Genomic DNA, 23,188 nt, shown 5'->3' on the forward strand with positions numbered 1-23,188 from the left:
CCGATTCCGGGACCACTAGGTTCTTCGCCATGAGCGCGATCGATGGAGTGTCCGAGATCTTCGACGCCGACGCCTGGCACGTGGTGCCCGGCTTCGAGGACCTGACCGACCTGACCTACCACCGCGCGAAGGCGCACGGCACGGTCCGGATCGCCTTCGACCGCCCCGACGTGCTCAACGCGTTCCGCCCGCACACCGTCGACGAGCTGCTGCGCGTCCTCGAGCACGCGCGCACCTCCGCCGACGTCGGCTGCGTGCTGCTGACCGGCAACGGGCCCGGTGAGAAGCACGGCAAGTGGGCGTTCTGCTCCGGTGGCGACCAGCGGATCCGGGGCCGCTCGGGCTACCAGTACGAGCCCGGCACCGAGGGCGGCGTGCGCGACGAGCGGACCCCGGCCGACGCGGCCCGCCTCGGCCGGCTGCACATCCTGGAGTGCCAGCGGCTGATCCGCTTCATGCCGAAGGTCGTGATCTGCCTGGTCAACGGTTGGGCGGCCGGCGGCGGCCACAGCCTGCACGTGGTCTGCGACCTGACCCTGGCCAGCCGCGAGCACGCCCGCTTCAAGCAGACCGACGCCGACGTCGGGTCCTTCGACGGCGGCTTCGGCTCGGCGTACCTCGCCCGCCAGGTCGGCCAGAAGTTCGCCCGCGAGATCTTCTTCCTCGGCGACGAGTACTCCGCCGACGACATGCACGCGATGGGCGCGGTCAACAGGGTCGTCGCCCACGCCGACCTCGAGCGCGAGGCGCTGGAGTGGGGTCGCAAGATCAACGGCAAGTCCCCGACCGCGCAGCGGATGCTGAAGTACTCCTTCAACCTCATCGACGACGGCCTGGTCGGGCAGCAGCTCTTCGCCGGCGAGACCACGCGGCTGGCCTACATGACCGACGAGGCCGTCGAGGGTCGCGACCAGTTCCTGGAGAAGCGCGAGCCCGACTGGTCGCCCTTCCCCTGGTACTACTGAGCCCCGGGGCTGCTGACAGGACGTGGCGGCCGCGGCGGCGGCATGATGGGGCGGGTACGGCTCGCTCGGGTCAGAGCACCGGTCCGATCCCCGGAGGAGACCCCATGACGAAGTACGCCGCCCTCGCCGTCCTGCTGCTCGCGATCACCGGCTGCAGCGGGTCGGTCTCGACATCGTCCGAACCCAAGGCGGTGAGCCAGTCCGACCTGGAACAACAGGTGAGCGGGATGTACACCCCCAACGACCCGCAGGCCACGGTCGGCGCCAGCTGCTCCGGCGACCTCACCGCCAAGGTCGACGCCACCCAGGACTGCCACCTGACCGTGGGCAAGCAGTCGGCCGACGTGCGGGTGACGGTCACCTCGGTCGATGGCAGCGACACGAAGTTCGACGCCGTGCCGTTCATCCCCGGCACCAAGGTCGCCGACACGATCAAGAGCTCGCTGACCAGCCAGGGCTACAACGTGGACTCCGTGGACTGCCAGGGCGAGCTGATGGGCAAGGTCGGGGAGACCGCGACCTGCACGGTGGCTCCGGCCAAGGGTGGCGGCACGATCGAGGCCACGGTGACCAAGGTCGACGGCCTGCTGGTGAACTTCAACTACAAGGTGGTGCAGTGAGCGGAGGCGGCACGACCCGCTGGCAGCAGCTCGCCCGGCGCGGGGCGGGCGCGGACTACGCGAAGACCTACGCCGCGCGCTTCCGGGCGATGGCCGAGCGCGGCGAGGACATCCACGGTGAGGCTGCGCTCGTGACCGCGCTCGTCGACCCGCCGGCGCGGGTCCTGGACGCGGGCTGCGGCACCGGGCGGATCGGCCTACGCCTCCACGAGCTGGGGTACGCCGTGGTCGGCGTGGACGTGGACGACACCATGCTCCACGTGGCGCGGGCCGAGGCCCCCGAGGTCGACTGGCGCGAGGCCGACCTGGCGACGTTCGACCTGGGGCAGCGGTTCGACCTGGTGCTGCTGGCCGGCAACATCGTGCCGTTGCTCGAGCCCGGCACCCTGGCCCCCGTGGCAGCCCGGCTGGCCGCGCACGTCGCCCCCGGCGGCCGCGTGGTCTGCGGCTTCGGGCTCGACGCCGCCCACCTCCCTGCCGGCTGCCCGGTCACCCCGCTCGCGGACTTCGACGACGCGATGGCCGCGGCCGGGCTCGAGCAGGAGGCGCGTTTCTCGGGGTGGGACCGTGCGCCGTTCGACCCCGCGTCGGGCTACGTCGTCGCGGTGCACCGTCCGGCGAGCTGAGCGCGCATGGCGCAAGAAGGTGACACTTGTCAGACTTCCTACAGTCTTTAGGATTTCACCTAAAGACATCTGCCTGCTTACTGTAGGCATGTGGAAAGAGTCAGCGACCGGCAGATCCGTGCTTCCTTCGTGAACTGCACGCGCGGGGAGGTGTCGCGACTCCGCCTGCCCCAGGACCTCGAGACGCTTCGCTGGGACGAGCTCGACTTCCTCGGCTGGGTCGACCCGCGAGCGCCGCTGCAGTGCTACCTGGTGGTGCCGATGGCTGCCGACGAGCTGGTCGGTGTCCAGCTGCGGCGCAACGCCGGCGGGGACGGGCCGACCCGGGCGCGGATGTGCTCGCTGTGCCTGACGACCCATCCCGGAACGGGCGTCTCGCTGATGGTGGCTCCGCGCGCCGGGAGGTCTGGTCGAGACGGCAACTCGGTCGGCGTGGACGTCTGCGCCGAGCTCGATTGCTCGTCGTACGTGCGCGGCGTGATTCCGCCGCCCGCGCTCTCACGAGTGCACGAGACCCTCACCGTCGAGCAGCGCATCGCCCGGCTGCAGCGGAACGTCCAGGCCTTCGTGAGGCGACTGTGAGGATGAGTCAGGAAGAACACGGCAGAGAGGGACTCGGGTGGCACGCGCAGGGCTGAACTCGGAGCGCGTCGTGCTGGCGGGGGCCGAGCTCGCGGACGAGGTCGGCTTCGACCAGGTCACGATCTCCGCCTTGGCCCGGCACTTCGACGTGAAGGTCGCCAGCCTGTACTCCCACGTGCAGAGCTCGCACGACCTCAGCACCCGGATCGCACTCCTGGCTCTCGACGAGCTCGCCGATCTCGGCGCCGCCGCCCTCGCCGGGCGCTCCGGGAAGGATGCGCTGTCCGCGCTGGGCAACGTCTACCGCGACTACGCCCGCCAGCACCCGGGCCGGTACGCCGCCGCGCAGCTGCGGCTGGATCCGGAGACCGCGGCCGCGAGTGCCGGAGTGCGGCACGCGCAGATGACGCGCGCGATCCTGCGCGGCTACGACCTGACCGAGCCCGAACAGACCCATGCGGTCCGGCTGGTGGGCAGCGTCTTCCGCGGCTACGTCGACCTGGAGATGGGCGGCGGGTTCGACCACAGCGCGCCCGACAGTCAGGAGTCGTGGCTCCGCGTCCTGGAGGCGCTCGACGCCCTGCTGCGCAACTGGCCGGTGACCTGACCCCCGTGCCTAGACTGGCCGGAGTCGTGACTGAAGGAGCACCCGCCATGTCCTCAGACAGCAAGGCAGCGGCGCCCGACCTGCCCGATCACATCGACGGGGCCGTCCTGAAGATCGCGGGCGTCGTCGTGATCGGCGCCATCATGTCCATCCTGGACATCACGGTCGTCAACGTCGCCCTGCCGACGTTCCAGACCGCGTTCGGCTCGGCCGCGCACCCGATCGCCTACTCCACGGTCGCCTGGTCGGTCACCGCCTACACCCTCGCGCTGGCCACCGTGATCCCCATGACCGGCTGGGCCGCCGACCGGTTCGGCACCAAGCGCCTGTACATGACGGCCATCGCGCTCTTCGTCTGCGGCTCGGTGCTCTGCGCGTCCGCCTGGAGCATCGGCGCCCTGATCGGCTTCCGGGTCCTGCAGGGCCTCGGCGGCGGCATGCTGATGCCGCTGGGCATGACGATCATGACGCGGGCGGCGGGTCCGCACCGGATCGGGCGGCTGATGGCCATCCTGGGTGTCCCGATGCTGCTCGGCCCGATCCTGGGCCCCATCATCGGCGGCTGGCTGATCCAGGTCGCCAGCTGGCACTGGATCTTCCTGATCAACGCGCCGATCGGCCTGGTCGCGATCGTCTACGCCTGGCGGGTGCTGCCCAGGGACACCCCGGAGCCTTCGGAGTCCTTCGACTTCCTCGGCATGGCGCTGATGTCGCCGGGGTTGGCGCTGTTCCTCTTCGGCGTCTCCTCCATCCCCGCCGAGGGCACCGCCACCGCTCCGCGGGTCTGGGTCTCGATGCTGATCGGTGCCGCGCTGATGGTGACCTTCGTCTTCCACTCCTTCCGCCCGGAGCACCCGCTGCTCGACCTCCGGCTGTTCAAGAACCGCAACCTCGCGGTCTCGGTCATCACCATGTTCCTGTTCGCCGCGGCGTTCTTCGGCGGCCTGCTGCTGGTGCCGACGTACTTCCAGGAGGTCCGCGGCGAGTCGACGCTGCAGGCCGGTCTGCTCGTGGCGCCCCAGGGCATCGGCGCGATGATCACGATGCCGATCGCGGGCTCGCAGGTGGACAAGCGCCCGATCGGCCAGATCGTGCCGTTCGGGCTGGTGTTCATCCTGATCGGCATGCTCGGCCTGACCCAGCTGACCGCCACCACGCCGTACCCCGTCATCATCGCCGAGCTGTTCGTGATGGGCCTGGGGATGGGCGCGACGATGATGCCGCTCTTCACCTCGGCGCTGAAGACGCTCAAGGCCCACGAGGTCGCCCGCGGCTCGACGCTGCTCAACATCACCCAGCAGATCGCCAGCTCCTGCGGCGTCGCGATCATGTCCGTGCTGCTCACCAACCACCTCCAGGCCTCCAAGCTCGCCGGGCCGGCGATGGCCTCGCTGCACGACCCGGCGCTGGCCTCGAAGCTGTCGCCGGCCGTCATCGCGAAGGGGCTCGAGGACGCCGCCCAGGCGTTCGCCGACACCTACTGGGTGGCCTGGGCGATGGTGCTGCTCACCGTCATCCCGGCGATGTTCCTGCCCCGCAAGCAGGAGGCCAGCCACCTCCTCGACGACGAGGGCACGCCTCCCGTGGTCGTGCACTGAACGCCCGGGGTGCAGGCGCGCTCGCAGGTAGGGTCGCCGCGTGAGCGATGACTGGCGGACCGTGACGATCGAGCGGCTGCGTTCCCTGATCATGAAGGCCGAGCCCGACATGGTCGAGGAAGCCAAGTGGCGCAAGGCGTCCAACCCTGACGGCGTCCCGACGTTCTCCTGTGCCGGGCTCGTGTGCACGGTCGAGACCTACAAGGACAAGGTGAAGCTGACGTTCGCCAGGGGTGCGTCGCTGGACGACCCGGCCGGGCTGTTCAACGCCAGCCTCGACGCCGGGACCCGCCGTGCCATCGATGTCCACGAGGGCGAGGCGCTGGACGAGAACGACTTCGTCGCGCTGGTCCGGGAGGCAGTGGCCGTCAACCGGTCCTGATCGGGTGGCACCTCCGGGCGGGACGTAAGCCTCTCGGCACCCCGGGCGACGCAGGTGACCCTTGAGGCACAGGGAACCAGACGCCGGGAGGCCCGTCATGACCACACCGAGCACGCCGCCACCTGCACCGACCGCCTATCCGGCGCGTCTCCAGGTCGACTACCCGACCCAGCTCAACCGCGTGACGACCGCGTTCCGGGTGCTGCTGGTCATCCCCATCGCGATCGTCTACGGGGTGCTGACGGCCGGCGAGACCCAGACGGTCTACGACCAGAGCGGCCAGACGGTGAGCACCTCGAGCGGCGGGATCGCGGCAGGGCTGTTCGTGGCGACGTTGCTGATGATCCTGTTCCGGCAGCGCTACCCGCGCTGGTGGTTCGACTTCGCGCTCGAGCTCGCGCGGTTCGGCACCCGCATCGGGGCCTACCTCGCGCTGCTCACCGACGAGTACCCCTCGACGGTCGAGGCGCAGCGGGTCCGTCTCGAGCTCGACTACCCCGATGCCGAGCGCGACCTGAACCGCTGGCTGCCGCTGGTGAAGTGGCTGCTCGCCATCCCGCACTACATCGTGTTGTTCTTCCTGACGGTGGGCGCCTTCTTCGCGGTCATCATCGCGTGGTTCGCGATCCTCTTCACCGGGCGCTACCCGCAGGGGCTGTTCGACTACGTGGTCGGCGTCGGTCGCTGGTGGCTGCGGGTGGAGGCGTACGCGTTCCTCCTCGTCACCGACCGCTACCCGCCCTTCGCGCTCAGCTGAGGGCCGAGACCGGGTCGCCCACGCGCACGGCGCCGGGGACGACGACGTCGGACCAGACACCGAAGAGACCGCCGTGGTGGCGGGCGAGGGTGCGGAAGATCTCGACGTCGGCCTCGAGCCCCGGCTGCGGGCGGGTCACCATCGTGCAGCGGACGCACGGCTGCGTGGGCCTCAGCGTGATCCCACCGACGCGCAGCGGCCCGCCGACCCAGTGGTCCTCGACCCAGTCCTCGCCCTCGACGTCGACCAGGAGGTTGGGCCGGAAGCGGCGCGGGTCCCACTCGCCGTCGGCGTGGAGCGCCGCGCCCCGGCGCAGCGAGGCGGTGGTCAGCACCAGGACGGGCGCGGCGTCGACGTAGCGGTCCACCGGCATCGTCCACTCGATCGCCCGGCTGGTGTCGTCGGTCGCGTCGGCGAAGAACTCCGCCCGACCGGCGTCGCTGCCCACCGAGGCCACCAGCGAGACCGGGCTGCCCAGCCAGTCCGAGAGCAGCTCGTCGGTGCCGCTGCCGGGCCCGACGGCGGTCCGGCCGTCGGGCAGCGCGATGACCGGGACGTCGCCGTCGTACGACGCGGCGGCGGTGAGCAGCTCCGGGCGGCGGCGCGCAGTCAGGATCCGCCCCGTACGCCGGTCCCGGATCCCCCAGCGCCGGTCGCCGAGAAGGCCGTCAGCCTCGACGGCGATCGCGCCGAGCGGCTCGCCCTGGAGCGACTTGACGGGGTAGCGCCACAGCCCGACCAGCTCCATGACCCACCTGCGCACCGGGAGGAAGAGAAAAGGAAGGGAGTCCGGCTCCCTTCCACTCCCAACGTATAGCGCACCGGGGGGCTTGCGGCAAGACCCCCGGCAGGGCGCAGAATCACCGCCCCTGGCCGCCTTCTGCGAACTGGAGCCGATGACGTGGAACCCCTGACGACCAGCGCGTTCGACCTGCCCCGAGAGCTCGCGGGCAAGGCCGACCCGGCGCTGATCGCCCGCGACGAACAGCACTTCGCCGACATCGCGCGGACCCTCGAGCAGTCGATCGCCGACCTGTCGGACCGGGTCGACGCCACGCGCCTGGAGGCCGGCGGGACCGGCCAGGAGGCGATGGACCGCGACCTCGAGGTCCACCGCCTCAGCGCGCGGCTGCGGACCCTGCGACGTTTCGGGCTGGACCTCTGCCTCGGGCACATGGTCGGCGCCGACGACGCGGAGCCCGTGTACGTCGGGCGTCTCGGCCTCACCGACAGCACAGGTCGCCGGCTCCTGCTGGACTGGCGCTCACCTGCCGCCGAGCCGTTCTTCGGGGCGACCCACGCCGACCCGATGGGCCTGACCAGCCGTCGCCGCTACCGGTGGACCCTCGGCCGGATCAGCGACTACTGGGACGAGGTGTTCACGGCGGAGGGGCTCGACGGGCACGCCGCTGCCCTCGACGACCAGTCCGCGTTCATCGCCAGCCTGGGCGGCAGCCGGTCGCCTCGGATGCGCGACGTGCTCGGCACCATCCAGGCCGACCAGGACGCGATCATCCGCGCCGGGTCACGCGGCGCGCTCGTCGTCGACGGCGGTCCGGGCACCGGCAAGACCGTGGTCGCCCTGCACCGCACCGCCTACCTGCTCTACTCCGACCCGCGCCTGGGTCACCGCCGGGGCGGCGTGCTGTTCGTGGGGCCGCACCAGCCCTACCTGGCGTACGTCGCCGACGTGCTCCGAGCCTGGGGGAGGAGGGCGTGCAGACCTGCACGCTGCGCGACCTCGTGCCGGAGGGGGCGAACGCCGTGCCGAGGCCGACCCCGAGGTGGCCCTCCTGAAGGCGTCCGCGGCCATGGTCGCGGCGATCGAGCCGGCCGTCGCGCTCTACGAGGAGCCACCCACCGAGGGGATGGAGGTGGAGACCCACTGGGCCGACGTCTGGCTCAGCGCCGACGAGTGGGCCGAGGCGTTCGCGTCGCCGGACCCCGGCACCCCGCACAACGAGGCGCGCGACCAGGTCTGGGAGGCACTGGTCGAGATCCTGACCGACAAGCACGACGACCAGGACATCACGCCCGAGCAGGTCGCCCGGTCGCTGCGGCAGAACGCCGAGCTCGTCGACGCGTCAGCCGCGCGTGGCCGCTGCTCGACCACACTGACATCGTCGGAGACCTGTGGTCGGTGCCGGCGTACCTCCGCAGGTGCGCGCCCTGGCTCGACGCCGACGAGGTGCGCCTGCTGCAGCGTCGGGACCCCCAGACCTGGACGGCCTCCGACCTGCCGCTCCTGGACGCGGCGCGGCAGCGGCTCGGCGACCCGGAGGCGTCGCGGCGCAGGCGCCGCCAGCAGGCCGCCATGGCCGCCGAGCGCGAGCAGATGGACCAGGTCGTCGAGACCTGATCGCATCGGACGACTCGGTCATGCAGGTGATGTCGATGCTGCGCGGCCGGGACCTCCAGCACGCCTGGCCGACGAGACCGCCCTGCCGGGCGCCGGCAGGAGCGCCGACCTGCTGGCCGGGCCGTTCGCGCACGTCGTCGTGGACGAGGCCCAGGAGCTGACCGACGCGGAGTGGCAGATGCTGCTGCTGCGCTGTCCGTCGCGGAGCCTGACCATCGTCGGCGACCGCGCCCAGGCCCGTCACGGCTTCACGGACTCGTGGCACGAACGCCTCGCGCGGATCGGCCTCGACCGCACCGACCTGGCCTCGCTGAGCATCAACTACCGGACGCCCGAGGAGGTCATGGTCGAGGCCGAGCCGGTCATCGGGCCGCCCTCCCCGACGCCAACGTGCCGACCTCGATCCGCAGCAGCGGCGTACCCGTCGTGCACGGACCCGTGTCGGACCTGACCCCGATCCTCGACGCCTGGCTCGCCGAGCACGCCGAGGGATCGCCTGCGTCATCGGCGTCGGCGAGCTCGACGGCAACCTGCTCCCGGCGTCGCCACGGGTGCGGTCACTCACCCCGAGCTGTCCCAAGGCCTCGAGTTCGACCTGGTCGTCCTCATCGACCCGGAGAGCTTCGGCGGGCATCGAAGGGGCCGTCGACCGCTACGTCGCGATGACCCGGGCGACGCAGCGGCTGGTCATCCTCACCAGCGCGTGAACGATCTCCGGGCGGGACCAGCCCTATGCTCCAAGGGTGAGTCAAGGCCGCGGGGACCGAGTCATGGCGCGTGCGCTGGACGCCGCGGAGGCGGCCTCGCCGGTCGAGGCCGTGGAGTCCGTCACCCGCGAGCTGGGCCTGGCCCTGAATGCCCCCGGGTGTCGTTCCTGATCGCAGATCTGTCGGGTCGGGCACTGGTCCGTCTCGCCCACATCGAACTCGACACCCCCGAGCGGCCGCCGGCAGCCCGCTCGGCGCCCATGAGCGGCGGGCCCTCGAGGAGTCCGCGACCGTGGTTCCCTTCGACGGTGGGCCGATCGAGGAGGCGGTGCGTTCCCAGGAGGTGCGGGTGTTTCCGCCCGAACCCCGGCGTACGGCGGCCGACGGTCCCGAGCTGTGGCGGGTGCTGGCGCCGGTGACCCAGCGTGGCGAGGTCATCGGACTCCTGGAGTTCGTCCTCCCCGACGAGCCCCACCAAGACTCGGTGGGCCGAGATCGCCCGGCTCGCGCACCTGCTGGCGTTCGTGGTGATCGCCAACCGCCGGCACACCGACCTGTACGAGTGGGGGCGCCAGCGCACGCGGCCGCTGAGCCTGTCCGCAGAGATCCGCACCGGCTGCTCCCCGGGCCCCAGACCTGCGAGGCCGGCGCCTTCACGCTCGCCGGCTGGCTGGAGCCCGCCGCCGGCATCGCCGGAGACACGTTCGACTACAGCCTGGCGCGTGACGAGCTCCATCTGTCCCTGACCGACGCCATGGGTCACGGGGTGGCCGCCGCCCTCGCCGCCACCCTGTGCGTGGGCAGCCTGCGCAACGCGCGCGCCGAGGGCGCCTCACTGCTCGAGCAGGTCCACACGACGAACCAGTCGCTGCTCGAGCACGCCGCCGCCAGCGCGCTCGAGGACTTCGTCACGGGCCTGATCGGTCGGGTCGACCTGCGCACCGGATCGATGGAGCTCGTCAACGCGGCGCACGTGGCGCCGTACCTCGCGCGCGGGGACGACGTCAGCACCCTCGACCTCCCCGTGGACCTTCCGCTGGGTCTGTTCGCGGAGAGCACCTATCGGGCCAGCCGGATCACCCTGGAGCCTGGCGACCGGGTCGTGTTCGTGACCGACGGCATGCTCGAGCGCAACGCTGTCGACGTCGACCTCGCGGCGGAGATCCGCGCCACCAGGGCGCTGCACCCGCGCGAGGCCGTGCGGGTCCTGGCCGACCGCGTCCTGGACGCGACGGGCCACGCGCTCAGCGACGACGCCACCGTGCTGTGCGTGGACTGGCACGGCGGGCACGGACGGGACCGAGGCAGTGTCCGCGGTGCCGAGCGAGGCCGGGTGAGTCGCCCCCTCACGTGAGTCGAAGGCGGCTCCACCATGCGGAGCCGCCTTCGACGGGTGACCGGGCCCGCGGGCCGGCCGGGAGGGGAGGGTCAGGCAGTCGGGGCCGACAGACGGTCCTCGTCGCGCGAGCCATGAGCGCGGTGACTGCCTTGGGCTGGAAGCCCTTGAAGGTCATCCAGAGGCCGACCGTGAGCTCCACGCCGCGATGGGCAGGGTCAGCACGAACGAGGCGGACGAGACCTGGTCGAAGAGGCCGAACAGGGTCCCGAGCATCGAGACCAGGAGCAGCGGGGCGCCGATCAGGCCGACGGTGGGGATGATGCGGGGGACCAGCCGCGAGCGGTAGAGCAGCGTCCCGAGCAGGACGGCGTTGATGGCCGGCACGAGGCCGGGTCCGAACAGGAACGTCCAGTTGCGGACGTCGACCAGGGCGTTGCCGGTGACGGTCAGCGAGGCGGTGTCACCGGCGGCTCCGGCGTAGTCCTGGCGGAGGGTGACGACCGCGAGCAGGCTGACCACGCCGATCATGATGACGGCTGCCTCGAACATCCGGGAGGTGACGAAGCCGAGGGCCATCGACTCGTTCTGCCGCTTCAGCACGGGGAAGAGCGCGACGGCCGAGCCCACGGCGGTCACCGCGTTCACCGAGTCGAGGAGGCAACCCCAGATCACGCGGGTGTCCTGACCGCCGCCGGTGATGTAGCCGGAGTCGTTCAGCACCGGCCCGATGAGGATCAGCGCCGGGATCGAGGACGCGAACGTGAGCAGGTAGAAGATGCCTGCGGCGCGGGCGTGGCTCCGCGTGGGGTCGGGGGCTGCGCCGGTGGTACGGCGGGTGGCGGGGGCTGGTGCGGTGATGGTCATGTCAGGCTCCTGTGCGCGAGGTGTCGGGGTTGCGGGGTCGGCGCGACTCGTCATCGTCTCGACCCGGGTGACCGAGACGAGGGGCAGACCGATGTCGCGAAGCTGGTGCAGCAGGCCGTGCAGGGCCGCCTGGTCGACGACCGGGCCGGTGAGCAGGGTGAAGCCGTCGCCGGTGGTCAGCGTCATGCCGTCGAAGCGGGCGGACCACCGGGGGTCGAGGCGCCCGTCGAGGCGGATCTCGTAGATGTCGGACCCGTCCGGGCGGCTGCTGGGTGTCGTGCTCATGACCCGCAACCTAGGAACCGATGTGGTGAGCCCACATCGCATCATGTGGTGAGCGACGTGGTGATCTTCGTCAGGAGTCAGCGGCGGGTGGTGCGCTGGAGCAGGTTGAGCTCGCCGGCCCGGGAGACCGCCGACCGGCGGCTGTTGACGCCGAGCTTGGCGTAGATGCTCCGGGTGTGCGTCCGCAGCGTGTTCAGCGAGACGACGAGCTCCTGGGCAATGGCGGGCCCGGGGAGGTCGGTGGCGAGCAGCCTGAGAACGTCGAGCTCCCGCTCGCTGAGCGGGTCGACGAGGGCCTGGGCCACCGGCCCGGACGGCTCGCTTCCGCGCCCGAGGGCGGCGAGCAGGCGACGCGGGTAGGTCCAGGACGGGTCCCGCTCGGCACACGCCGCGAGCAGGGTGGCGAGCGGTGCGCCCTCGCCGACGAAGACGCGCACATAGCCCTCCGGCTCGGCCAGCCTGAGGGCGCGCTCCAGCGGGACGAGCGCCCCCGGGAGGTCACGCGGACCGTGCTCGGCGAGGTGGACGAGTGCCTGGAGGGTCAGGATCTCGATGAGGGTGCCGGTCCGCCCGCCCTCCTCGGCGGCGACCCGGAGGCGCTCGAGGAGCCGGTGCGCCGTACGCAGGGCGCCCGGGTCCGAGCGCTGGTGGATCAGGATCCTGGCCAGCGTGACGTGCTCGTACTCGCGGACGTAGGAGAGCTCGTCGTCCGCGGCGAGGCCGCGCTCACGCGCCCACTCGAGCGCCTCCGCCAGCCGGCCCTGCGCCACGAGCACGCGCGCCCGCTGCGCCGGGACCGGCCGCACGTTCGGCGAGAAGTCGCCGACGTAGACCCGATCGGCCTCCTCGAGCAGGGCGACGGCACCGGCCAGGTCCCCCTGCGCCTCACGCAGGCGGGCACGGGCGACCCGCCACCGGTAGGGATGCTGAGGCAGCCCGTTGTGCTCGCCCAGCTCGTCCGCCCGCGTCAGGTGCGCGGCCGCCGCCTCCAGGTCGTTGCGCTCGAGGGCGACCTGGCTCAGCCCGACGACCATGTCCGCCGTGCCCCGCATCACGGTCGAGCCCTGGTGGGCGGCGGCGAGCGCGAGCGCGTCCTCGTAGGTGCGCAGGGCGTCCCCGAGTCGCCCCTGGGTCGTGCGGAGGTCGGCCAACGTGATCGAGCAGCCCAGCACGTCGGAGAAGTTCCCGGCACGGCGCAGGCCCTCGACGGCGGCCGAGTAGCCGCGGTGCGCCGCCTCCAGGTCTCCGCCTCCCCACGAGGCCAGCCCCGCCAGGGCGGACGCGGCCGCGATGGTGAGGTCGTCTCCCGGCGCGGCCCGGGCGACCGCGAGATCGGCGTGGACGACGGTGGCCGACGGGTCGCCGCGGACCAGCGCCAGCGCCGCGCGATAGGTCTCGATCGCCCCGGCCAGGCGCGGGAGCTCGGCCTCCTCGAGCACGACCATGTCATCCGGTGGCGCGGCCAGCAGCCGCTCGACGTCCTCCAGCCGCTCGTCGACCCCCTCGAACTGGCCGCTCGACATCAGGGCCCCGATGAAGCCCACCGCGAGGACGGGCCGGCGACGGACCACGTCGTACGGGATGTCGTCGATCCAGCCCCGGACCGTGGCCTCCTGACGGTCCCGCAGGAGGCCGATGGCGCTGCGCTCCACCAGGTCGGCCGCGTGCTCGACGTCGCCGGCCGCGAGCGCGTGCCGGACCGCGGGCACGGGTTCGCCCGCCGCGGCGTACCAGTGGGCGGCTCGCCGGTGCAGGTCGGGCAGCTCGTCGGGTCGCTCCTCGTGCAGGTGCGCGCGCAGGACGTCGGCGAAGAGGTGGTGGTAGCGGTACCAGTGGCGGCTGTCGTCGAGGGGGACGACGAAGAGGTTGGAGCGCTCCAGCATCTCGAGCACCGCCCTGCCGTCGCCGCCACCGGTGACGGCGTCGCAGAGCGAGCCGCTGAGCCGGTCCAGGATCGAGGTCTGGAGCAGGAAGGCGCGGACGGGGTCGGGCTGGCGGCTCAGAACCTCCTCGACGAGGTAGTCGACGACGTAGCGGTCGTCACCGGCGAAGCCGGCGATGAAGCCGGCAGCATCCGCCCGGCCCTGGAGTGACAGCGCCGCCAGCTGCAGGGCGGCGATCCAGCCCTCCGTACGGCCCTCCAGGGCAGCGATGTCGGCGTCCTCGAGCTCGAGCCCGACGACCTCGTTGAGGTACGCCGCCACCTCGTCGAGCGTGAAGCGGAGGTCGGCGGCGCGGATCTCGACCAGCTCGCCGCGCGCTCGCAGCCGGGCCAGCGGCAGGGCGGGATCGGCGCGGGTGCTGATCACCAGGTGCACGTCTCGGGGGAGGTGCTCGAGGAGGTACGCCACGTCGTCCGCGATCGCCGGCCCGTCGGCGAGGTGGTAGTCGTCGAGGACCAGGTCGAGGCCCTCCGGCAGGGCGCTGAGCTCGTTGAGGAGCGTGACGAGGACGGTCCGGACCGGTGGGTTCGCACCCTGGAGGAGCGGCAGCGCACCCTCCCCGACGCCGGGAACGGCGGTGTCCAGGGCGGTCACCACGTAGCTCCAGAACGAGTCGGGCCGCTGCTCGGTCTCCTCGAGCGAGACCCAGGCCACCGGGCGCCCCGCGGCCACCCGGGCGTCGACCCACGCGGCCAGCAGCGTCGTCTTGCCGAACCCCGGCGGTGCGGAGACGAGCGTCAGGCGTGGCTGCGCTTTCCCGCCCAGCCGGTCGCCCAGCCGGTTGCCCAGCCGGGAGCGCGGCACGAGGCCCCGTCGCACCTGGGGGATGTAGAGCTTGGTCCGGACCAGGGGGCTCGGCATGGTCGCTCCCCTCCCTCGCCTCCGCACCCGATGGTCACGACGTTAGAGCACGAGCCGGAGGTCGACCCTCACAACGGCGTTCGCGGCGGCGCCCGGCATCTACAGTCGGCAGGGTGACGGAGCTCCCTGTCCTGGAACCCGAAGAGCAGCGCATCCTCGGCAGCCTGCTGGAGAAGCAGTCCACGGTGCCGGCGTCGTACCCCCTCAGCGCCAACGCGCTGCGGTCCGCCTGCAACCAGAGCAGCAGCCGGGAGCCCGTCGTCGACTACGACGAGCAGACCGTGGTGCAGACCGCGCGGGCGCTGAAGGAGCGGGGGCTGCTGCGGATCGTGTGGTCGGACACGGGGCGGCGGACGCTGAAGTACCACCAGACCCTCGACGAGCACCTCGGGCTCGAGCCGGACGAGCGGGCAGTCCTGACCGTGCTGCTGCTCCGGGGCGCGCAGACGCCCGGCGAGCTGCGCACCCGCACGGAACGGCTGCACACCTTCGCCGACCGGGGCGAGGTCGAGGGGTGCCTGCGCCGGATGGCCGGCCGGCCCCAACCCCTGGTGCGGGAGCTCGAGCGGCGACCGGGGCAGCACGACCGGCGATGGGTCCACCTCCTCGGACCGGTCCCGCAGGAGGCCACGCCCGCGGCGGCTGCTGCCGTCGACCGGGACTCGGTGATCGCGGGTGGTGCGGAGGCGCGGGACGCGCGGGTGCGGTCGTCGTACGACGCCGTGGCCGGCGCCTATGCCGAGCACCTGGTCGACGAGCTGGGCGGGCTCGCGTTCGAGACCTGGCTGCTGGACCGGGTGGTGGCCCACGCGGACGGGGGACCGGTGGTGGAGGTCGGATCCGGGCCGGGCCACGTCACGGCGTACCTCGCCGACGGCGGCGCGGAGGCGACGGGGATCGACCTCTCGCCCGCGATGGTCGACGAGGCGCGTCGCCGCTTCCCGGGCCGGAGCTTCGAGGTCGGCGACCTGCGGCGGCTCAGCCGTCCGGTCGCGAGCGCGGGGTGGGCGGCCGTGCTGGGGTGGTACTCCCTCAACCACCTGGCCGCCTCCGAGCTGCCCGAGGCGATCGCGGCCCTGGCCCGCCCGCTCGCGCCCGGGGGATGGCTGGTCCTCGGGCTGCACGCCGGCTCGGAGGTCCGCCACCTCGACGAGTGGTTCGACCAGGAGGTCGACCTCGACTTCGTGCTGCACGAGCCGGCCGCCGTGGTCGGGGTCGTGGAGGCCGCCGGCCTCGTCGACGTGGAGTGGTACCTGCGCGGGCCGGTGACCGCCCGGGGCGAGACGACCCAGCGCCTGTACGTCATCGGTCGCCTGCCGGCGTGAGTCCGCCCGCGGTCGAGCACGTGATCACCTCGCCGCTGTCCCTGGCGCGGGTCCTGTGGTGGTACGGCGAGGACGACCTGTGGGCGTCGGCGCTCGCCCTGCCGCCGGCCGTGGTGGCCGACCTCGCCCCGCGGTTCGCCCAGCTCCGTGCCGAGCCCGAGGCGATGGAGGTCATGTGGCCCGGAGCGCCCCTGGCGGATGCGCACCTCGTGCTGGGCGCGATCGAGCACCTCGAGGGGCGCCCGCGGCCCGCGGCACGGCGACACCGGCGCGGCGGCCCGCTGCCCGACGTGCTCGACCTCAGCGAGGACGAGCGCTGGCGCGATCCCGCGCTCGCCGAGGTCCTCCGGCTCGTCCAGGAGCGCACCGACTCACCGACGGACGGGCCGAAGCCCTGGCAGCTCCCGAGGCTCCGCGGTCGTTACGCGCCCGGGTGAACCGTCGGACTAGGCCTCGACGAGGATCACCAGGGTCTCGGGCAGCACGCCGTCGTACTCCATCGCCGCGGCCGCCTCGTCGGACTCCATGGCCGCCTGGAAGGCGTCCATGTCGGCGACGTCCATGAGCACCGCGACATGGGTCGGATTTTGGGGGTCGACGAACGTGCGGATGTTGGTGACACCGTGCGGCCCGAAGAACTCCTCGCGCTTCGGCGACGCCAGCCAGTGATCCTTGTCCTTCACGTCGTGGTGACCGAGCAACGTAGGCATGGGGCCCTCCTCAGAGCCGGGCGCTCTTCTCGCGCCACCCTTGCCACGCTTGCACCGGGCACCATCGGGACGCCATAGCCCGTTGTGGGGAGCCGCGGCGTCCAGGTCGCAGCCCGCCACCGACGCCGGTCAGTCCTCGATCTGCGCCTTGCCGTGCCGTTGCAGCGCGGCGAGTCCGTCCCGCATGGCCCGCTGCTTCTCCGGCGAGTGACCGACCCAGTCGACGAGCTCGCCCACGACAAGCAGTGGCTCGCGGCTGCGGAAGGACTGCGTCGGATTGCCGGGGAACCTCTTGTCGGTGACATTCGGGTCGTCCTCGAAGTCGCCCGTCGGCTCCACGAGGTAGATGCGCCCGCGGCCCTCACCCGCAGCGAGCTCGGCCCCCCAGACCGCGGCGTCGAGGGTCGCGGTGAAGTAGACGTAGTTCATCACCCGCCCCGCCTCGAAGTTCGACTCGCGGCCGGGCACCAGCAGCTCGCCCACGGCGAGGTCCGCCTTCGTGCCGTGCAGGTACATGCCTGCCTCGTAGACCTCGAAGGGCACCGGCTCGCTCGCGCTCATGCGGCGACCCTAGTTGTCGCGGCGGCATGGACCCTCTGGGCGGATTCATCGCCTACGTTCAGGAAGCGTCCAGACTTGCTGGCTAGCCTCGGAGGCGACGTCGCGCGGCAGGCTCGTCCGAGGGTGTGAGGCCATGCGAGCACTTGGTGGATCAGTGGGCCCGAGAGGTGCCACGGTGCTCCTCGCTGCCGCGGTCGCGGGAGGCCTGCTGGCCGTGCATGGCTGGTCCACCCGTCAGTCGGGTCTCCCTCCCGGGGCGCTCGGCGGTGCCGGCGCCAGCAGCGCGACCTCGGCACCCTCGCCGTCGCCATCGGCCGGCGGCCAGGCGGGCAGCACGTCGGGGCCCGGCCCGTTGCTGTCCTCACAGGGCTTCGCCTCGTACTCCTACCTGGTCTGGCCCGGCACCCCGAGCGCCGCAGCGAAGAGTGCGATGACCGGGTTGTCGATCTCGGTCCACCGAACGGGCTCGGGCATCTCGGTCAGTGCCGGGGTGAGCGGCCAGCCGGGGGCCGCACATGCCTACCCCGGGGGTGCTCGGGTGTACGTCGTCGAGGCCTCGATGGGAGACGAGGCGGGCAGCTCTGACTACAACCTCGGAGACGACGGTGTGGTCGTCACCGACGCCCAGGGGAGGATCCTGCAGTGACGCCGCACCAGGGTGCACCCTCCGCACGCGCCACCACCCGGCCGCAGCGGCCCGCGTCGCAACCGGGCCCGGGTGAGTGGGCCGGGCAGCTGGCTGCGGAGTGGGCACCGACGGTGGGACGCGTCCTCCTCGGGCTGGTGCTGGCGTGGTTCGGCTATCACGAGCTGGTCCAGCCGTCCGTGTGGACCGGCTACGTCCCGGTGGTGTCTGGGCAGACGCTGCTCGTGCTGCTCGTCCTGGCACACGGCTGGTTGCTGCTCGTGCTGGCCGTCGCCCTGGTGGCAGGAATCGCGGTGCGGGCGGTCGCCGCGGTTGCGGTGCTCCTGCTGCTCCAGATCGTGGCCTCGCTGACGATGTCGAACGGCCTGTCGGACCTGGTCCTGCGCGACGTGGGCGTCCTCGGTCTCGCCGTCTGCCTGACAGCGACCACCCGGCAGCGGCTGGTGCTCCGCGGGTAGGCCGCTCCAGACGTGTCCGTGCCACCGGCGGTCGCGTCGTTCGACGGGGATGGCCGGGAGCGTCGAAGGTAGGCTCGTCGTGTGCGTCGTCCGGCCTCGAGCCCGACCTCAGCCCGAGCGTCGGCCTCGTGACTGAAGGAGGAGACAGCTCATGAAGACACCTCCGATCGTCTCCACGGCGGAGTGGCAAGAGGCCTGGGAGCGCATGCTGGTCAAGGAGAAGGAGCTCACCCGGGCGCGCGACGCCCTGGCCGCCGAACGCCGGCGGATGCCGTGGACGGTCGTGGAGAAGCAGTACCGCTTCGACGGGCCGCACGGGCCGGCGAGCCTCGTGGACCTGTTCGAGGGACGACGCCAGCTGATCGTCTACCGCGCCTTCTTCGCGCCGGACATCACCACCTTCGCCGAGGGTGGCTCCTACCCGGACCGGGCCTGCGTCGGCTGCTCGTTGGTGGCCGACCAGGTGGCCCACCCGGCCCACCTGAACGCCCGCGACACCAGTCTGGCGTTCGTGTCGCGGGCCCCGCAGGCGGACATCGAGCACCTGAAGGCGCGCAACGGCTGGGAGCTGATCCCGTGGTACACGCTCACCGATGACTTCGACGCCGACTTCGGGGTGGACGACTGGCACGGCACCAACGCGTTCATCCGTGAGGGCGACCGGGTGTTCCGGACCTACTTCCTCAACAACCGGGGCGACGAGGCGATGGGGAGCACCTGGACCTACCTCGACATCACCGCGCTCGGTCGTCAGGAAGTGGGGGAGGACTCACCCGAGGGCTACCCCCAGACCCCGCCCTACCAGTGGTGGAACTACCACGACGCCTACGGGCAGGACGCCTGACGGGCACGCCGGTGGTCACCGCTCAGAGGTCGGTGGCGCGCGGGTGGCGAGGCTCGTAGAGGCCGATGTCGCCACCGCCGGGCAACCGGAACCGGGTGAGCCGTCCCCAGCGCTCCTCGGTGAGGTCCTCGGTGAACTCCACGCCCCTGGCGCGCAGCTCCTGCATCGTGGCCTCCACGTCGTCGCACATGAAGAAGAGCTCGTGCCCGGCGGGACCCTCCGAGGGGTGCATCGCCACCTCCGCCGGGGGCAGCTTGAAGATCAGCCACCCGCCGCCGGCGTCCACGTTCGGTTGTCCCAGGACGTCGGCGAAGAAGGTCCGGTCCGCTTCCGGGTCACGACTGAACAGCACGACATGGCTTCCGTTGATCACGCGCCGACGGTACGCCGCGAGGCCGGGTGAGGTCGCGAGCGAGGAGCTTGGGGGTCGACTGTTCACGATGCGGGGGGCCACCGGCGGGGCCTGGCGCGACTGCCATGCTCACGCCATGACCGACCTCTCCGTGGCCCCTCCTGACCAGACGATCGCCCGCGAGGCCGCCGAGCGGCTCGCCGGACTCGCCGTACCTGCCGGGGCCCTGGGGCGGCTGGGGGAGCTCGGCGTCTGGGTGGCGTCGACGCAGGGGACCGTGCCGCCGCAGCCGCTGGACAACGTGCGCCTGGTGATCTTCGCCGGCGACCACGGCGTCGCCGGGCACGGCGTCTCGGCGTACCCGGCCGCGATCACTCCGGCGATGGTGCGCACCTTCGCGGCCGGCAAGGCGGGCGTCTCGGCGCTCGCGGCGGCGCACGACGTGCACGTGCGCGTGCTGGATCTCGGCGTGGACGACGACCTGTCCGACCTCCCGGCCGAGGTCCGCGCCTGGAAGGTACGCCGCTCCTCCGGAGCCATCCACCTCGAGGACGCGCTCACGCCGGAGGAGGCCCGGCGGGCGATCGAGGCCGGCCGCGCCGTCGCCCGCGAGGAGATCGCGGCTGGTGCCCAGCTCCTGCTCAGCGGTGACATGGGGATCGGCAACACCTCGCCGGGCGCCGCGCTCGTCGCCGCGGCCCTGGGCCTGCCGGCCAGCGAGGTCACCGGTCGCGGCACCGGCGTCGACGAGGAGACGCTCGCGCACAAGCAGCAGATCGTGCAGGAGGCGCTCGACCGCGCCGGGAGACGTACCGAGGACCCTGTCGACTGCCTCACCGCGCTGGGCAGCGCCGACCTCGCGGCGACGACCGGCTATCTCGCCGAGGCCGCCGCGAACGGGGTCCCGGTCCTGCTCGACGGCCTGCTCTCGGTGGCCTGTGCCCTGACCGCCGACCGGATGGCGCCCGGGGCGGCCGCCTGGTTCGTGGCCGGGCACCGCTCGACCGAGCCGGCCCAGTCCCTGGCCCTGGAGAAGCTCGGCCTCGAGCCCCTGCTGGATCTCGGGCTGCGGCTCGGCGAGGGCTCCGGCGCGGTGGCGGCCGTGCCGCTGATGCGCTCCGCGGTGGCCCTGCTGCGCGACGTCGCGATGCTGCGCGACCTGATGCCGTGACCGCTGCGCTGCGGGTGGCCGTCGGGACCCTCACGGCGATCCCGGTCGGCGGCGCCCGGGTCACCCCGGCGGTGGCCACCGGCGCGATGCTGCTCGGTCCCGTCGCCGCCCTCCCGCTCGGCGCACTCGTGGCCCTGGTGTGCTGGGCGGGTGCGTCGCTCGACCTGCCGGCTCCGCCGGTCGCGTTCACGGCGGTCGGGCTGCTCGCCGCCGGCAGCCGCGCGCTCCACCTGGACGGGCTGTCGGACGTCGCCGACGGCCTCACCGCCAGCTATGACCGGGAGCGCTCGCTGGCGGTGATGAAGAGCGGCACGGCCGGGCCGGCCGGCGTGGTCGCCCTGGTGCTCGTGCTGGGGACCCAGGCCACCGCCCTCGCGGCGTACGTCGCCCATGGCGCGCTGCTGGCCGGCGCGCTGGTGTGCGCGTCGCGCGCGGCGCTGTGGATCACCTGCGCCCGTGGCGTGCCGGCGGCCAGGCCCGACGGTCTCGGCGCTGCCTTCACCTCCCGGGTGCCCGTGGTCGCCGCGGTGCTGGGGTGGGTCGTCGTCGCCGGTCTCGCGGCGCTGGTGGACCCGTGGCGGGGACCGATCACCGTCGTGGCCGCCGCGCTGGTCGTCGTCGCGCTGGTGCGTCGGGCCACGCGTCGTTTCGGCGGCGTCACCGGCGACGTGTTCGGGGCCGCGATCGAGCTGGCGCTGGCCGTGCTCCTGCTGGGCCTCGCCGGAGCCCGGTAGATCCGGCTCAGGCCAGCTCCAGCACCCGCCCGGCCACGACCAGGTGGACCCGGTCGACCACGGCGCCCACCTGTTGGTTGACGGTGCCCAGCAGGTCGCGGAACACCCGACCCGAGCGGTGCTCGGGCACGACGCCGAGCCCGACTTCGTTGGTGACGAGCACGACCGAGGCCGCCGCCGCGGTGACGGCACCGAGCAGGGGGTCGAGGCGGTCGACCACGTGACGGGTCATCTCGTCCACGCCGGCCTCCCACAGCGACGCCTCGTCGAGGACCGACGTGAGCCAGGTGCCCAGGCAGTCGACGAGGACCGCGCCGGGCGCGCCTGACAGTGCCGCGGCGAGGTCGCTCGTCTCGACGGTCTCCCAGTGCCCGGGGCGCCGGGCCCGGTGCCGCTCGATGCGGTCGAGCCAGTCGGCGTCGTCGTACGCCGGACCCGCGGCGACGTACCGCACCACCGGCTCGTCGGCCAGGAGCCGTTCGGCATGGACCGACTTGCCCGACCGGACTCCGCCGGTGACCAGGAGGCGCATGAGACCACGCTAGTGGGTCGGCGGACGGCGGCTATGCTGCTGCCGCCTCCGCTCCGCGGGGGTGTCATGGAGTGCCAGTGAAGTCCGGTGTGAAACCGGCGCTGTCCCGCAACTGTGAGTCCGGTCCCGGTCCGGACGAGCCAGGCCCTGGTCCATGGCCACGAACGAGTCCCTCGGACGAAGGGCCGTGCGTGCGCGCCGCCGTCCGGTGGCCCAGCACCCACGACTTCGTCCTCCGGAGCCGGAGGATGACTGTGACCACACCGATGCCCAAGACCCGCCTGGCGCGGGCGACCGCCGCGGCCGCCTGCGCGCTCGCGGTCCTGCTCACCGCTGCCTGCGGCAGCGACGCGACGGCCGACGGCGCGACCGACCGACCCGGTGGCGCGCACCCCGGCGACGCCTCCGGGTTCCCGGTGACCGTCGCCTCGGGCCAGCTCGGCGCCACGACCGACCTGACCATCGAGCAGGAGCCGCAGCGGATCGTGTCGCTGTCCCCGAGCGCGACCGAGACGCTGTGGGCGGTCGGGCCGGCGACCAGGTCACCGCGGTCGACGACCAGTCGGACTACCCCCGGGGCGTGCCGACCACCAAGCTGTCGGGCTTCCAGCCCAACGTCGAGGCGATCCTCGGCTACTCGCCGGACCTGGTCGTGGCCGCCGACGACACCGACGGCCTGGTCAGTGACCTGCGCAAGGCCGGCGTCCCGGTGCTGCTGCTGCCGGCGCCCAAGACTCTCCCCGAGGCCTGGTCCCAGATGGAGCGGCTCGGTGCGGCCACCGGCCACGTCGCCGAAGGCGCCGCGCTCGCCGCGCACGTGAAGCAGTCCGTCGACGACGCCGCCGCGAAGGCGGCTCGCGCAGGTGCCCGGGGCCTGACCTACTTCCACGAGCTCGACCCGTCGCTCTACACCGTGACCGGCAAGACGTTCATCGGCCAGCTCTACCGACGGTTCGGCTTCACCAGCATCGCCGACGCCTCCGCCTCCGGGGACGACTACCCGCGCCTCTCCCCGGAGTACGTCGTCTCGGCCGACCCCGACCTGGTCGTGCTCACCGACACCGGGTACGGCGACGTCTCGGTCCGCAACGTCGGGGACCGACCCGGCTGGGCCGACATGTCAGCGGTCCGGGGCGGCCACGTGATCGAGGTCGATCCCGACATCTCCAGCCGCTGGGGTCCGCGTCTCGCCGACTTCGCCGACCTTCTCGCACGCCAGGCCCAGTCGCTGGCGCCGGCAGCAGCGCGCTGACCCGTTGTCCGTCGACGGAGTCACCGACGGTGTCGCGGTCGCCGCGGCGTCCCGAACCGCCCGGTCCGGGGGCTGTGGCGGCGCCACACCGTCGCCCTGACCGTCGCC

At 72.5% G+C, this 23,188-nt stretch carries 26 protein-coding genes; 19 read left to right on the top strand and 7 right to left on the bottom strand.

All coding sequences use genetic code 11. The annotated features are described in order from the left end of the window. Positions 1-29: 29 nt before the first annotated feature. The 8 genes from H0S67_RS01140 (at position 30) to H0S67_RS01175 (ending at position 6,137) form a co-directional block, all read left to right on the top strand. Positions 30-965, top strand: a complete 936-nt coding sequence (locus H0S67_RS01140) for a 1,4-dihydroxy-2-naphthoyl-CoA synthase (RefSeq protein WP_180935096.1) — start codon at positions 30-32, stop codon at positions 963-965. Positions 966-1,069: 104 nt separating this feature from the next. Next, positions 1,070-1,585: a DUF4333 domain-containing protein gene (locus H0S67_RS01145; RefSeq protein ID WP_180935097.1), complete on the top strand. Its 516-nt coding sequence runs from the start codon at positions 1,070-1,072 to the stop codon at positions 1,583-1,585. Continuing rightward, a complete protein-coding gene (locus H0S67_RS01150) occupies positions 1,582-2,211 on the top strand; it encodes a class I SAM-dependent methyltransferase (RefSeq protein WP_246355030.1) in 630 nt (209 codons plus the stop codon). The genes H0S67_RS01145 and H0S67_RS01150 overlap by 4 nt, the downstream gene beginning before the upstream one ends. A gap of 90 nt (positions 2,212-2,301) precedes the next feature. Beyond that, a complete protein-coding gene (locus H0S67_RS01155; protein WP_180935098.1) occupies positions 2,302-2,793 on the top strand; it encodes an FBP domain-containing protein in 492 nt (163 codons plus the stop codon). A gap of 37 nt (positions 2,794-2,830) precedes the next feature. Continuing rightward, complete coding sequence (locus tag H0S67_RS01160) at positions 2,831-3,400, top strand: TetR/AcrR family transcriptional regulator (RefSeq protein ID WP_180935099.1); 570 nt, start codon at positions 2,831-2,833, stop codon at positions 3,398-3,400. A 47-nt stretch (positions 3,401-3,447) separates the two neighbouring features. Further along, the gene (locus H0S67_RS01165; protein ID WP_180935100.1) at positions 3,448-4,998 is read left to right on the top strand and encodes a DHA2 family efflux MFS transporter permease subunit; all 1,551 of its coding nucleotides are present in this window, start codon (positions 3,448-3,450) and stop codon (positions 4,996-4,998) included. A 40-nt stretch (positions 4,999-5,038) separates the two neighbouring features. Continuing rightward, on the top strand, positions 5,039-5,380 hold the full coding sequence (locus H0S67_RS01170; protein WP_180935101.1) for a DUF1801 domain-containing protein: 342 nt from the start codon (positions 5,039-5,041) through the stop codon (positions 5,378-5,380). A 97-nt stretch (positions 5,381-5,477) separates the two neighbouring features. Further along, positions 5,478-6,137, top strand: a complete 660-nt coding sequence (locus H0S67_RS01175) for a DUF4389 domain-containing protein (protein ID WP_180935102.1) — start codon at positions 5,478-5,480, stop codon at positions 6,135-6,137. On the opposite strand, the gene H0S67_RS01180 is transcribed toward H0S67_RS01175, so the two are convergent. After that, on the bottom strand, positions 6,130-6,900 hold the full coding sequence (locus H0S67_RS01180) for an MOSC domain-containing protein (protein ID WP_180935103.1): 771 nt from the start codon (positions 6,898-6,900) through the stop codon (positions 6,130-6,132). The genes H0S67_RS01175 and H0S67_RS01180 overlap by 8 nt on opposite strands. 138 nt (positions 6,901-7,038) lie before the next feature. Here H0S67_RS01180 and H0S67_RS01185 point away from each other — a divergent pair, with 138 nt between their 5' ends. From H0S67_RS01185 to H0S67_RS01190, 3 genes are all read left to right on the top strand, one after another. Then, the gene (locus H0S67_RS01185) at positions 7,039-8,496 is read left to right on the top strand and encodes a helicase domain-containing protein (RefSeq protein WP_343050276.1); all 1,458 of its coding nucleotides are present in this window, start codon (positions 7,039-7,041) and stop codon (positions 8,494-8,496) included. 139 nt (positions 8,497-8,635) lie between these two features. After that, positions 8,636-8,947 carry a hypothetical protein gene (locus tag H0S67_RS27130; protein ID WP_343050277.1) on the top strand — a complete coding sequence of 104 codons (312 nt, stop codon included), beginning with the start codon at positions 8,636-8,638 and terminating at the stop codon, positions 8,945-8,947. A 548-nt stretch (positions 8,948-9,495) separates the two neighbouring features. After that, positions 9,496-10,557 carry a PP2C family protein-serine/threonine phosphatase gene (locus H0S67_RS01190; protein ID WP_219635427.1) on the top strand — a complete coding sequence of 354 codons (1,062 nt, stop codon included), beginning with the start codon at positions 9,496-9,498 and terminating at the stop codon, positions 10,555-10,557. A 156-nt stretch (positions 10,558-10,713) separates the two neighbouring features. Here H0S67_RS01190 and H0S67_RS01195 read toward each other — a convergent pair whose 3' ends face one another. Both H0S67_RS01195 and H0S67_RS01205 read right to left on the bottom strand, forming a co-directional pair. Continuing rightward, positions 10,714-11,691, bottom strand: coding sequence for a DUF4386 domain-containing protein (locus H0S67_RS01195; RefSeq protein ID WP_219635428.1), 978 nt, complete (start codon positions 11,689-11,691; stop codon positions 10,714-10,716). A 77-nt stretch (positions 11,692-11,768) separates the two neighbouring features. After that, a complete protein-coding gene (locus H0S67_RS01205; RefSeq protein WP_180935104.1) occupies positions 11,769-14,495 on the bottom strand; it encodes a winged helix-turn-helix domain-containing protein in 2,727 nt (908 codons plus the stop codon). 113 nt (positions 14,496-14,608) lie between these two features. Here H0S67_RS01205 and H0S67_RS01210 point away from each other — a divergent pair, with 113 nt between their 5' ends. Both H0S67_RS01210 and H0S67_RS01215 read left to right on the top strand, forming a co-directional pair. Beyond that, a complete protein-coding gene (locus H0S67_RS01210; protein ID WP_180935105.1) occupies positions 14,609-15,820 on the top strand; it encodes a DUF480 domain-containing protein in 1,212 nt (403 codons plus the stop codon). After that, on the top strand, positions 15,817-16,257 hold the full coding sequence (locus H0S67_RS01215) for a hypothetical protein (RefSeq protein WP_180935106.1): 441 nt from the start codon (positions 15,817-15,819) through the stop codon (positions 16,255-16,257). The genes H0S67_RS01210 and H0S67_RS01215 overlap by 4 nt, the downstream gene beginning before the upstream one ends. Positions 16,258-16,266: 9 nt before the next feature. Here the strand turns inward: H0S67_RS01215 and H0S67_RS01220 are convergent, their stop codons facing one another. Continuing rightward, entirely contained in the window at positions 16,267-16,530 is a 264-nt protein-coding gene (locus H0S67_RS01220; protein WP_180935107.1) for a hypothetical protein, read from the bottom strand. A 129-nt stretch (positions 16,531-16,659) separates the two neighbouring features. Further along, on the bottom strand, positions 16,660-17,091 hold the full coding sequence (arr, locus tag H0S67_RS01225; protein WP_180935108.1) for an NAD(+)--rifampin ADP-ribosyltransferase: 432 nt from the start codon (positions 17,089-17,091) through the stop codon (positions 16,660-16,662). A 175-nt stretch (positions 17,092-17,266) separates the two neighbouring features. Between arr and H0S67_RS01230 the strand changes: the two genes are divergently transcribed. The 3 genes from H0S67_RS01230 (at position 17,267) to H0S67_RS01240 (ending at position 19,039) form a co-directional block, all read left to right on the top strand. Further along, positions 17,267-17,737, top strand: coding sequence for a hypothetical protein (locus H0S67_RS01230; protein WP_180935109.1), 471 nt, complete (start codon positions 17,267-17,269; stop codon positions 17,735-17,737). Further along, positions 17,734-18,195 carry a hypothetical protein gene (locus H0S67_RS01235; protein WP_180935110.1) on the top strand — a complete coding sequence of 154 codons (462 nt, stop codon included), beginning with the start codon at positions 17,734-17,736 and terminating at the stop codon, positions 18,193-18,195. Before H0S67_RS01230 ends, H0S67_RS01235 begins: the two co-directional genes overlap by 4 nt. Before the next feature lie 151 nt (positions 18,196-18,346). Then, entirely contained in the window at positions 18,347-19,039 is a 693-nt protein-coding gene (locus H0S67_RS01240; protein WP_180935111.1) for a DUF899 domain-containing protein, read from the top strand. 22 nt (positions 19,040-19,061) lie between these two features. On the opposite strand, the gene H0S67_RS01245 is transcribed toward H0S67_RS01240, so the two are convergent. After that, positions 19,062-19,412: a VOC family protein gene (locus H0S67_RS01245; protein ID WP_180935112.1), complete on the bottom strand. Its 351-nt coding sequence runs from the start codon at positions 19,410-19,412 to the stop codon at positions 19,062-19,064. Between the two features lie 115 nt (positions 19,413-19,527). Between H0S67_RS01245 and cobT the strand changes: the two genes are divergently transcribed. Further along, positions 19,528-20,562, top strand: coding sequence for a nicotinate-nucleotide--dimethylbenzimidazole phosphoribosyltransferase (gene cobT / locus H0S67_RS01250; protein WP_180935113.1), 1,035 nt, complete (start codon positions 19,528-19,530; stop codon positions 20,560-20,562). Continuing rightward, positions 20,559-21,296 carry an adenosylcobinamide-GDP ribazoletransferase gene (locus H0S67_RS01255; protein WP_180935114.1) on the top strand — a complete coding sequence of 246 codons (738 nt, stop codon included), beginning with the start codon at positions 20,559-20,561 and terminating at the stop codon, positions 21,294-21,296. The genes cobT and H0S67_RS01255 overlap by 4 nt, the downstream gene beginning before the upstream one ends. 7 nt (positions 21,297-21,303) lie before the next feature. Here the strand turns inward: H0S67_RS01255 and cobU are convergent, their stop codons facing one another. Continuing rightward, positions 21,304-21,828: a bifunctional adenosylcobinamide kinase/adenosylcobinamide-phosphate guanylyltransferase gene (gene cobU / locus H0S67_RS01260; protein WP_180935115.1), complete on the bottom strand. Its 525-nt coding sequence runs from the start codon at positions 21,826-21,828 to the stop codon at positions 21,304-21,306. 517 nt (positions 21,829-22,345) lie between these two features. Between cobU and H0S67_RS01265 the strand changes: the two genes are divergently transcribed. Further along, entirely contained in the window at positions 22,346-23,080 is a 735-nt protein-coding gene (locus H0S67_RS01265) for an ABC transporter substrate-binding protein (protein ID WP_180935116.1), read from the top strand. Positions 23,081-23,188: the final 108 nt, after the last annotated feature.

Source organism: Nocardioides ungokensis (assembly GCF_013466985.1).
In the GTDB taxonomy this organism is placed as follows: Bacteria; Actinomycetota; Actinomycetes; order Propionibacteriales; family Nocardioidaceae; genus Nocardioides; species Nocardioides ungokensis.